The organism is Streptomyces sp. NPDC051913, assembly GCF_044593635.1.
GTDB lineage: Bacteria > Actinomycetota > Actinomycetes > Streptomycetales > Streptomycetaceae > Streptomyces.
Window position 1 is genome coordinate 100,216 of sequence record NZ_JBIUCI010000028.1, and the last position, 9,332, is coordinate 109,547.

12 protein-coding genes are annotated in these 9,332 nt (G+C 71.4%); 5 read left to right on the forward strand and 7 right to left on the reverse strand.

Translation table 11 applies throughout. From position 1 onward, the window contains the following. Positions 1 to 3 precede the first annotated feature (3 nt). A complete protein-coding gene (locus ACIHIX_RS44965; RefSeq protein ID WP_399966443.1) occupies positions 4 to 648 on the forward strand; it encodes a peptide deformylase in 645 nt (214 codons plus the stop codon). A gap of 104 nt (positions 649 to 752) precedes the next feature. Continuing rightward, positions 753 to 1,685 carry a Bax inhibitor-1/YccA family protein gene (locus tag ACIHIX_RS44970; RefSeq protein ID WP_399966444.1) on the forward strand — a complete coding sequence of 311 codons (933 nt, stop codon included), beginning with the start codon at positions 753 to 755 and terminating at the stop codon, positions 1,683 to 1,685. Here ACIHIX_RS44970 and ACIHIX_RS44975 read toward each other — a convergent pair. Next, the gene (locus ACIHIX_RS44975; protein ID WP_399966445.1) at positions 1,679 to 2,245 is read right to left on the reverse strand and encodes a TetR/AcrR family transcriptional regulator; all 567 of its coding nucleotides are present in this window, start codon (positions 2,243 to 2,245) and stop codon (positions 1,679 to 1,681) included. The genes ACIHIX_RS44970 and ACIHIX_RS44975 overlap by 7 nt on opposite strands. A 112-nt stretch (positions 2,246 to 2,357) precedes the next feature. Here ACIHIX_RS44975 and ACIHIX_RS44980 point away from each other — a divergent pair, with 112 nt between their 5' ends. Continuing rightward, the gene (locus ACIHIX_RS44980) at positions 2,358 to 2,732 is read left to right on the forward strand and encodes a hypothetical protein (RefSeq protein WP_399966446.1); all 375 of its coding nucleotides are present in this window, start codon (positions 2,358 to 2,360) and stop codon (positions 2,730 to 2,732) included. A gap of 95 nt (positions 2,733 to 2,827) precedes the next feature. Next, the gene (locus ACIHIX_RS44985) at positions 2,828 to 3,307 is read left to right on the forward strand and encodes a hypothetical protein (protein WP_399966447.1); all 480 of its coding nucleotides are present in this window, start codon (positions 2,828 to 2,830) and stop codon (positions 3,305 to 3,307) included. Positions 3,308 to 3,393: 86 nt separating this feature from the next. On the opposite strand, the gene ACIHIX_RS44990 is transcribed toward ACIHIX_RS44985, so the two are convergent. From ACIHIX_RS44990 to ACIHIX_RS45000, 3 genes are all read right to left on the reverse strand, one after another. Then, a complete protein-coding gene (locus tag ACIHIX_RS44990) occupies positions 3,394 to 4,203 on the reverse strand; it encodes an alpha/beta fold hydrolase (RefSeq protein ID WP_399966449.1) in 810 nt (269 codons plus the stop codon). 85 nt (positions 4,204 to 4,288) lie between these two features. Next, positions 4,289 to 5,167, reverse strand: a complete 879-nt coding sequence (locus tag ACIHIX_RS44995) for a helix-turn-helix domain-containing protein (protein ID WP_399966450.1) — start codon at positions 5,165 to 5,167, stop codon at positions 4,289 to 4,291. Between the two features lie 94 nt (positions 5,168 to 5,261). After that, entirely contained in the window at positions 5,262 to 6,122 is an 861-nt protein-coding gene (locus tag ACIHIX_RS45000; RefSeq protein WP_399966452.1) for an alpha/beta fold hydrolase, read from the reverse strand. 208 nt (positions 6,123 to 6,330) lie between these two features. Between ACIHIX_RS45000 and msrA the strand changes: the two genes are divergently transcribed. Continuing rightward, complete coding sequence (gene msrA / locus ACIHIX_RS45005; protein ID WP_399966453.1) at positions 6,331 to 6,846, forward strand: peptide-methionine (S)-S-oxide reductase MsrA; 516 nt, start codon at positions 6,331 to 6,333, stop codon at positions 6,844 to 6,846. A 52-nt stretch (positions 6,847 to 6,898) separates the two neighbouring features. Here msrA and ACIHIX_RS45010 read toward each other — a convergent pair whose 3' ends face one another. The 3 genes from ACIHIX_RS45010 to ACIHIX_RS45020 form a co-directional block, all read right to left on the reverse strand. Next, on the reverse strand, positions 6,899 to 7,657 hold the full coding sequence (locus tag ACIHIX_RS45010; RefSeq protein ID WP_399966454.1) for a creatininase family protein: 759 nt from the start codon (positions 7,655 to 7,657) through the stop codon (positions 6,899 to 6,901). A 43-nt stretch (positions 7,658 to 7,700) separates the two neighbouring features. Continuing rightward, entirely contained in the window at positions 7,701 to 8,759 is a 1,059-nt protein-coding gene (locus ACIHIX_RS45015) for an alpha/beta fold hydrolase (RefSeq protein WP_399966456.1), read from the reverse strand. 158 nt (positions 8,760 to 8,917) lie between these two features. After that, positions 8,918 to 9,332, reverse strand: a 415-nt coding sequence (locus tag ACIHIX_RS45020; protein ID WP_399966458.1) for a LuxR C-terminal-related transcriptional regulator, incomplete at its 5' end; no start/stop codon positions are given.

A 9,332-nucleotide genomic window follows, 5' to 3' on the forward strand; every position in this document is an offset into this window, starting at 1 on the left:
CCCATGACCACCCACCCGACCCCCCGACAGCTGTCCGAGCACCTCGAGGAACTCCTCACCCCGGGCGGCCCGTTGCCCATCGTCGCCGCCGGCCACCCCGTCCTGCGCGGTGTCGCCGAGCCGTACGACGGCCAGCTCGACGCCGGCCTCCTGGAGCGCTTCGTGACCGCGCTGCGCGAGACGATGCTCGCCGCTCCGGGCGTCGGCCTGGCCGCACCCCAGGTCGGCATTCCACTGAGCATCGCGGTCGTGGAGGACCGGGCCCGCGGACCCCGCGAGGCACTCGACGCGCGCGACCGCACACCCGTGCCCTTCCGGGTGCTGCTCAACCCCTCCTACGAGCCGGAGGACGACACTCGGGCCGCGTTTTTCGAGGGCTGCCTCAGTGTGCCGGGCTGGCAGGCGGTCGTGCCTCGCCACGCCCGGGTCCGGCTGCGGGGACAGGACGAGCACGGACAGGCCATCGACGAGGTGTTCACCGGCTGGCCGGCCCGTATCGTCCAGCACGAGACCGACCACCTCAACGGCACGCTCTATCTCGACCTGGCCCAGTCACGCTCCCTGTCCACGAACGAGGCGGTCGCCGAGCACTGGTCCCAGCCCACCCCCGAGACCGCCGCCCGCGAGCTGGGTTTCGAGCTGTCCTGACGACCCCCACCGTCAACTGACTGATGTGCGCCGTTTGTCCGGTGGCGCACCCTGACGACAGCCGACACCTCCGGCGTGGACCGACACGGAGAAGAGGACCTGGCGTGACACCGGTCGAGCAGCACCGCCCCCTGAAGAGCAGCAATCCGATACTGGCCTGGCCGCAGTTCGAACGGCGGGCCGGGCAGAAGACGACGGCGCGAGACCCGCGAGCGGGCATCACCGTCGGCCAAGGCCGCAGCACTACAGGCCAGGGCCGCGATCAGACCCACGACAACGACACCGACACCGACACCGACATCGACATCGACACCGGCCACGACGGCGGTCCGCCGCCCCTCACCGTCGGCGATCTGATGACGATGGACGGCGTCCTGCCCCGCTGGCTGGCAGGACTCGGGGTGACAGCCCTCTTCGTGAGCCTGGCGTGGACCCTGCTGCCCCACGTGCCGGTCGGCACGGCCGTGGCCTACGCCCTCGCCGGCGGCGCCGGACTGCTCGCGGTGGCACTGGTGGTGGTCCAGTGCCGCCGCAAGCGGTCCTCACCGACCCTGACCCTGACGTTCGCCGCAGTGCAGGGCACATGTCTCGGCGTGCTCTCGACCACGGCGTTCAACCGCCTCTCCCCGGGCCTCCTCGTGCAGACGGTCCTGGGGACGCTGGCGACCTCCGCCGGCATCCTGCTCGCCCACCGGCTGCACTGGATGCGGGTGCACCGGCGGCGGTACGGCCTCACGGGCGCCGTAGTACTCGCCCTGTGCCTCCTCGCCCTCGCGGACACCGCCCTGTTCCCCCTCATGGGCGCCGACGGCCTGGGCCTGCGCTCCGCGGGACTCGGCGTCCTGATGGGCCTGGTGGGTGTCGCCCTCACGGTGACCTTCCTGCCCCTGCACCTGCGCAAGGTCGAGGCCGCCCTCACCCACGGTGCGCCCCGCGACCAGCGCTGGTCGGCCGCGTTCGGGCTCACCCTGAGCCTGACCTGGCTGTACGTGGAGACGGCCAGGCTGGTCACCTACTACCCCGTCGAGTACTACTGACCCTCCGGCCCGGCCTCGGCCCGCGGGCACAGCCCCCGCATCAGCACCTCGAAGAGCCGCTCCGCCCGGACGCCCTCCTCGCCGTCCGCGCCGACGCGCCACACGGGACCGAGCAGCGTGAACACGTCCTCGGCCGTCGTCCCCGGTGCGATGGTCCCGGCCGCCGCATTGGCACTCACCAGCACCGACAGCGCGTCCAGCAACGGCCGGTACACCTTTCGGCACTGGCCCGTCGACGCCTCGCCGGCGACGCTCATCGCGTCGGCGAACTCCGGCATGCACCGGCCGACGTACAGCAGTCGCCGCAGCCAGGCGCACAGTCCCTCCTGCGCGGACAGGGTGCCCAGCAGGGCGGGCACGGCCGTCACCAGGTCGTCCACCTCCGCCCCGTACACCTGCAACACCAGGGACTCCCGGGTGGGGAAGTGGCGATAGAGCGTGCCCTGGCCCACGCCCGCCCTGCGCGCGATGGACTTCATCGAGGTGTCGCCTGGAACGGCGAGCACCTCTGCCGCCGCCTCGAGGATGCGCATACGGTTGGACAGTGCGTCCGATCTCATTGATGTTCCGGTCCCTCTCCGCCGAGGCACACACATTTCTCGGGGCCCCGTCGAGACACGTATTCTGGTGGAAACCTACACCGACATGTTGAACAGAAGGCCATCGCATCCCATGTCCCATGACACAGCTGCTCCTGACACCGCCGTGGAGCGGCTCGCCTCGCTGACCGCCGCCCTGGCCACGGACCTCGACCAGGGCGCCTGGCTTCCGGGACCGTTGGAACGAGCCCTGGCGGGGCGCCTGTTGCTGGCCTGCGCCGGGGACGGCCAGTTCACCCCCGACCGCCTGCGCGAGACCCTCTGGGAGGGCAGCGTCGCCCTGGCCCACACGGGAGGCGGCCGTCTCGCCCGCCTGCTGGCCGAGCTGTACGAGGTGACGACGAGCTCCGCCCCGTACGCCGTGCGGCATTCCGTGCTGTCCGAGGCCGTACGACTTCTGGAGCGTACGACCGCGGGCATACCCGCGCACGACGACGACGGGGTCTGAGTCCGGTTCGCAGTCAGATGACGGATGTGCGCACCCCCACGCTCCGGAAGGCTTCGGGCCACGAAGCACGCACCGGGTGCGAAGGGGGAGAGGACATGACGAGACACGACAGGTTCAGCCGACCGGGCGGCGGCCCTTCGCCGACCACGACGTCGCCGTCCGGACGGCGGCCCGGCGGTCACCGTCCGGCCCGGCCCGCCCTCACCCTGGTGCCCGGCACCCGGGCCGACGCCGCGGTCGAGCTGTCCACGCTGACCGGGCAGCCGATGCCCGCCGACGTCCGGGGCGCGATCGTGACCCCGGTGCACGGCACCCTCATGGCCACCTGGCTGCCGCTGACCGACCCCTCCCGCATCCCGCAGGGCCGCATCCTGCTGGCGTGGACACCCGCGGGCGAGGACCGCACCGATGTCACGGCCCACCTGGGTCTGGCCGGTGCCCAGGTCCTGCTGGCGGTCTGGCCGGGCCTGCGCGGCGAGTGGTCCGCAGTGGTCCGCCCCACCCTGGCCGAGGTGACGGAACTGCACGCCGCGCTCCGCCTCGCCACGGCGGTCCTGGACCGCCTGACCGACTGAGCGCGGCGGTCGAGAGGCTTAACGCCTTCTCGTTCACCCAGCTCATCAGCTTGCGCAGCTGCTGGCCGGCGGTCTCCGCCCGCGCGTCAGGTGTGAGTCACCTCTGCGAGCAGGTCGCCGTGCCGTCGGCGGGGAAGGGGGCGCAGGGCGCGGAGGAATCCGGTGAGGATCTCCAGGGTGCGTTCCGGCTCCTCGAAGGTCGCCGCGTGCCCGCCGCGCACCGCGGCCAGCCGTGCCCCGGGGATACCGTCCACGAGGTCCATCGAGTGCTCCGGCGCCACGAACCGGTCCCCGGCGGCCGCCACGACCAGCGTCGGCGCGCTGACGGAGGGAAGGTCGCCGCGGACGTCGATGCCGAGGGCGAAGGCGATCTGCCGGGCGGTGCCGGGAGCGGAGGACAGCAGCCGGGCCGCCAGATGGCGGGCCGTTTCCGGGGTGTGCGAGGCCAGGTACTCCTCGGAGAAGGACAGCGAGGTCAGAAACGCGTTCAGGGCGTCGTCGCGACGGGAGTGCAACGACGCCCAGGTCTCCAGTCTGAGCCACAGCGAGGTGCGCGGCCGGGCGAAGCCGGACAGGGTGACCAGCCCGCGGACCCGGTCGCGATGGCGGGCGGCGACCTTGACGGCGACGGCCGCGCCGAGCGAGGTCCCGGCGAGGGCGAAGTCGCTCAACCCGGCCCGTTCGGCGGCCTCCGCCACATGGTCGGCCATGGTCTCCGCCTCAAGGCGGCCGAGCGGTAACCGGCTTCGCCCCGACCCGGGGAGGTCGACGAGCGCGACCGTGTGCTCGGCCGCCAGCCCGGCGAGCAGCGTCTCCCAGGTCAGGGCCGCGGTGCCGCCGACACCGGGCAGGAGCACCAGACCGGGCCCGCTGCCATGGACGTCGTACGCGAGCATGCGCCACCTCTCTCACACGTTCCTCGGGAGCACGAGCTGCATGAGCTTCCCTAGGAGTACGAGAGAGGGCGGCGCGCGGGTTCACCTACACCGCTGTGTCCCGCGCCGTGTCCGGCTTCACCGGCTCCGCGGTCCAGGAGGTGAGGATGCGCAGGGCGTCGTGGGAGGGGCTGCCGGGCTCGGCGGTCAGGACCATCAGGCGCTGGCCGGAGCCGTCGGACGCGGCCCAGGTGTCGCAGTCGAGGGTGAGGTCGCCGACCAGGGGGTGGTGGTACTCCTTGGTGCCGTAGGTGGCGCTGTTGACGCGGTGCTCGGCCCACCAGGTGCGGAAGTCGGCGTCCTGGATGGTCAGTTCGCCGACGAGGGTGGCGAGGCCGGGATCGTCGGTGTCGGCCGCGGCTTCCATGCGCAGCGCGGCGACCGCGTCCCGGGCGTCATGGGCCCACTCGCGGTGCATGGCGCGGATCGCGGGGTCGAGGAACATCAGGCGCAGATAGTTGCGCCGGGCTGCCGGGACGGCGGCGAAGTCGGTGTACAGGGCCGTGGCGGCGGCGTTCCAGGCGAGGATGTCCAGGCGCTTGCCGAGCACGAGGGCGGGTGCGTGGGGGAGTTGGGCGAGCAGGCGGCGCATGGCGGGGCGTACCCGCTGCACGGGGCGACGGTGGCGCGGCCGCTCGTCGGTGCGGCCTGCGAGTTCGTACAGGTAGCGCTGCTGGTCCTCGTCCAGGCGCAGGGCGCGGGCGAGGGTGGCCAGGACGGGGGCGGAGGCGCGGACGCGGCCCTGTTCGAGGCGGGTGTAGTAGTCCACGCTGATCGCGGCGAGCCGGGCGGCCTCTTCGCGCCGCAGTCCCGCGACCCGGCGCGCGGAGTCCGTCTCGGGCAGGCCGCACTCGCGGGGGTCCAGTTGCGCGCGACGGGCCTTGAGGAAGGCGCCGAGGGCACGGGGGTCGGAGGGTGAGGTCATGTGTCCGTTCCGTTCTCCTGCGAGTGCGCGTCTCATAGCGCCGCATCGTTGCGAGGACGGCGGGACCGGGCGTCCCGCCGTCCTTCGAAGGGGGTCAGCGAACGGTGGCGCGGGCGGCCCGCTCGATCACGTCCGCCACCAGACGGGGGTGGGAGACGGCGACGGAGTGGGAGGCGGCGACCTCGGTGGTGTGCGCGTGGGCGCGCTCGGCCATGAACCGCTGGACCGCCGGCGGGATGTTGAGGTCCTCGGTGGTGACGATGTCCCAGCTGGGGATGGTCTTCCAGGCGGCGGAGGTGGCCTTCTCCTCCAGCGCGGACTGGGCGATGGGCCGCTGCTCGGCGGCCATCAGGGCGGCCTGCTTCGCGGGCACGTCGGCGGCGAACTGGTGACGGAACTTGTCCTGCTGGATGTACAGGTCGGTGACCGTCGAGCCGTCGGTCTGCTGGAAGGTGAACGGGTCCAGGGTGCCGGGGAGGGTGGAGCCGGGGTACTTGTTGGTCAGCTCCAGGGCACTCTCGCCGGGGGCCGGCAGGAACGCGGCGACGTAGACCAGGGCCTTGACGTCGGAATCGTTCGTCGCGGCCTCGCTGATGACGTTGCCGCCGTAGGAGTGGCCGACGACGATCTTCGGGCCCTTGACGTGGTCCAGGACCGCGCGCAGGGCGGCGGCGTCGGAGGCCGGGCCGCGCAGCGGGTTGGCGGCGGCGACGACCGGGTAGCCGTCGGCCTTCAGCCGCGAGATGACGCCGTTCCAGCTGGAGCCGTCGGCGAAGGCGCCGTGCTCCAGGACGATGGTGGGCTTGGCGTGCTTGCCTGCACCGGCGGCCACGGCCGTCTCGGTCGCCCCGCTGGCGGTGCCGCTGAGGGCGAACGCGCCGAGCGCGAGCCCCGCTGTGACGGTCGCGACCGCGCCCATGACCAGCTGCTTGCGTCCACCCTTGATGGTCACCACGACGAACCCCTCTCAGGAATTTTTATCGGTATCCACGGTGTTTCGACTCTGTAATTCGTCACCGCTTTGACTGGTGATGAATCTGTCAGGCTCTGCGTCACCTGTCAAGATGGTGACGCGAGTGTGGAGGTTTCCGGTTCGCCGACGTGCGAGCCTGGAGACCTGCGCGAATGGACGCGAACAAGCGCGAACAGGAAGGTGAGGTGCCATGAGCGACTCCGAGGAGAGGGCGCTGCTGGCGGGCGGCTGCTTCTGGGGCATGGAGGAGCTGATCCGGGCCCTGCCCGGGGTGAAGGACACCCGGGTCGGCTACAGCGGTGACGACGACAAGCCCAACGCCACCTACCGCGATCACGGAAACCACGCGGAGTCGATCGAGATCACCTTCGACCCCACGGCCACCGACTACCGCACGATCCTGGAGTTCTTCTTCCAGATCCACGACCCGAGCACGCGAAACCGCCAGGGCAACGACATCGGCGCCAGCTACCGCTCGGCGATCTTCTACTACGACGACGAGCAGCGCCGGGTCGCCGAGGACACCATCGCCGACGTCGACGCCTCCGGACTGTGGCCCGGACCGGTGGTGACCGAGGTGGTGCCGGCCGGCCCGTTCTGGGAGGCCGAACCGGAGCACCAGGACTACCTCCAGCGCTACCCGAACGGCTACACCTGCCACTTCCCGCGCCCGAACTGGCGCCTGCCCAAGCGCGCCGAGGCCTGACAGCGGGTGCGGCGGGGGACGGCATCGCCTTCCCCCGCCGCACACCCGCGGGCTACTTCGCCCAGGGATCCCGTACGACGATGTCCGCCAGCGCCGCAGCGCATCCGGACAGCATCCGCTCGCCCTTCTCGGCGCTCGCGACCCGGGCGTCGCCCGCCACCCCCGACTCGGTGATCCGGTCGAAGGACACGGCCATGTACACCGGGTCGGTGGACTCCGCGGGCAGGGTGATCCGCGGTCCGTGCGCCTCGACCAGGTGCTCGGACCGGATCAGGTCCGGGTGAGCGGCCATCATCATGGACGTCTCGCCCTCACACGCGTGCATGAGACCGTCCTGTGTCTCCAGGGTGTCCCGCACCACCTCCCGCCCGGCGCCGAAGTAGCTGGCGAACGCGATCGGCGTCGACAGCTCCGTGGTCAACTCGGTCGTGAGGGCGTTGAGTCCGGTCATGTTCCCGCCGTGCCCGTTGACGATCAGGATGCGTGAGAAACCCGCCCGGATCACGGAGCGGCAGATGTCACGCAGCAGCGCGTGCAGGGTCGGCAGGCTGAGGGTGAGCGTGCCGCCGAACGCCGTGTGATGCTCCGACAGCCCCGTCGGCACGGACGGCGTCACCACCACACCGGTGTGCTCGGCCGCCAGCACCGCCGCCCGCCGGCACACCTCCGCCGCCAGGAAGTCGTCGACACCGGTCGGCAGATGAGGGCCGTGCTGCTCGGTGGCCCCGATGGGCAGCAGCACCACCGCGTCCCGCGCCGCGAGGGCCCGCAGCTCGGCGGCGGTCAGACGGTTCCACAGGACTTCACTCATCGGGGCTCCTGGAGATCGCAGGTGTCGAGATCAGAGGTCGGGATCAGAGGTGATCGGCGTCGACCACGGCCTGCGCGAAGACCGTGGGCGCCTCCTGCGGCAGGTTGTGACCGATGTCCGCGATCGTGCGGTGCAGGTAGGGACCGGTGAAGTGCTGGCGGTACGAGGTGCCGTCGCCCGGCGCGGTGAACGGGTCGAGCGCCGGGTCCAGGGTGACCGTGGGCACACCGATCGGAGGCTGCGCCGAGAGCAGCTTCTCGTAGCGGTCGTAGCGGTGCTCACCCTCGATGAGACCGATGCGCCAGCGGTAGTTGTAGAGCACGATCGCGGCGTAGTCGGGGTTGAGGAAGGCCTGCGCCGTGCGCTGGTACGTGGCGTCGTCGAAGTTCCAGTTGGGGGAGACCAGCGTCCACACGTAGCGGCACAGCGCGAGGCGGTCCACCTCGTTCTCCATGGCCTGCTTGCCGCGGTCGGTCGCGAAGTACCACTGGTACCACCAGTTGTGCTCGACGGCCGCCGGGGCGGGCGAGAGCTGCGCCTTGCGGTCGGTGATGACGTAACCGCTGGTGGAGACAAGGGCCTTGACCCGCTCGGGCCACAGCGCGGCGATGATGTCGCCGGTGCGCGAACCCCAGTCGAAGCCGGCCAGGACCGCCTTCTCGATCTTCAGGGCGTCCATGAACGCGATGATGTCCAGGGCGATGGCCGACTGCTCGGCGGTCCGGGGCGTGTGCCGGGACAGGAAGCGGGTGCTGCCGTGGCCGCGCAGATAGGGCACGAGCACGCGGTAGCCCTGCTCGGCGAGGAGCGGGGCGACGTCGACGAAGCTGTGGATGTCGTACGGCCAGCCGTGCAGGCAGATCACGACCGGGCCGTGGGCCGGGCCGAGCTCGGCGTAGCCGACGTTCAGCAGACCGGCCTTGACCTGCTTGATCGTGGGGAACTCGGTGTGCGTGCCGGGGGTGAGCGTGGGCACCGTGGCGGCGCTCGACCCCGACTTGGCGGTCGCGGCGGACGCGTTGGTCGGCAGTCCGGTCAGCGAGACCGCGGCCGCGCCGGTGCCCAGGCCGACGGCCTTGCTGAAGGTGCGCCTGTTGATCATGTGAAGCCTTCCGTCGTGTGTTTCCGATGACCGTGCCGCGGACCGCGAACGGGTCGGCGGCACACACTCTCGTCCGCAGCGAAATCGGACACATCAGTCATGTGACGGTGATACGTACGCGATGACCGGGTGCGTACACCGCCTTAAGCCATCCGCGCTCAGCCGTCCTGCTCGCTCTCCAGCCTGGCCAGCGCGTCGCGCAGGGAGGCCCGGGAGGTGATGCCGAGCTTGGGGAACACCCGGTACAGGTGTGAGCTGACCGTCCGCGGCGACAGACGCATGCGTTCGCCGATCTCCTTGTTCGTCAGGCCGCTCGCGGCGAGATCGGCGATCCGGCGCTCCTGCCAGGTCAGCTCGGCCGACGGCACCGACGGGCCACGCGTGGCCATCCCCGCCACCCGCAGCTCGGCCCGGGCCCGCTCGCCCCAGGTCTTCGCACCCAGCCGCTCGAACGCCTCAGCGGCCAGCGTCAGATAGGGCCGGGCGGTTTTGGGGCCGTGGGTGTGGCGTTGGCGGATGCCGTGGGCGAGGTGGATGCGGGCGAGTTCGTAGGGGAAGTGGTGGGCGTGGGGG

Bases quoted from the DNA above. Each gene is read 5' to 3' on its own strand.
- ACIHIX_RS44965 (WP_399966443.1), top strand. From the start codon at position 4: ATGACCACCCACCCGACCCCCCGACAGCTGTCCGAGCACCTCGAGGAA.
- ACIHIX_RS44995 (WP_399966450.1), bottom strand. From the start codon at position 5,167: ATGACCTCACCCTCCGACCCCCGTGCCCTCGGCGCCTTCCTCAAGGCC.
- ACIHIX_RS45015 (WP_399966456.1), bottom strand. From the start codon at position 8,759: ATGATCAACAGGCGCACCTTCAGCAAGGCCGTCGGCCTGGGCACCGGC.
- msrA (WP_399966453.1), top strand. From the start codon at position 6,331: ATGAGCGACTCCGAGGAGAGGGCGCTGCTGGCGGGCGGCTGCTTCTGG.
- ACIHIX_RS44980 (WP_399966446.1), top strand. From the start codon at position 2,358: ATGTCCCATGACACAGCTGCTCCTGACACCGCCGTGGAGCGGCTCGCC.
- ACIHIX_RS45010 (WP_399966454.1), bottom strand. From the start codon at position 7,657: ATGAGTGAAGTCCTGTGGAACCGTCTGACCGCCGCCGAGCTGCGGGCC.
- ACIHIX_RS44985 (WP_399966447.1), top strand. From the start codon at position 2,828: ATGACGAGACACGACAGGTTCAGCCGACCGGGCGGCGGCCCTTCGCCG.
- ACIHIX_RS44975 (WP_399966445.1), bottom strand. From the start codon at position 2,245: ATGAGATCGGACGCACTGTCCAACCGTATGCGCATCCTCGAGGCGGCG.
- ACIHIX_RS44990 (WP_399966449.1), bottom strand. From the start codon at position 4,203: ATGCTCGCGTACGACGTCCATGGCAGCGGGCCCGGTCTGGTGCTCCTG.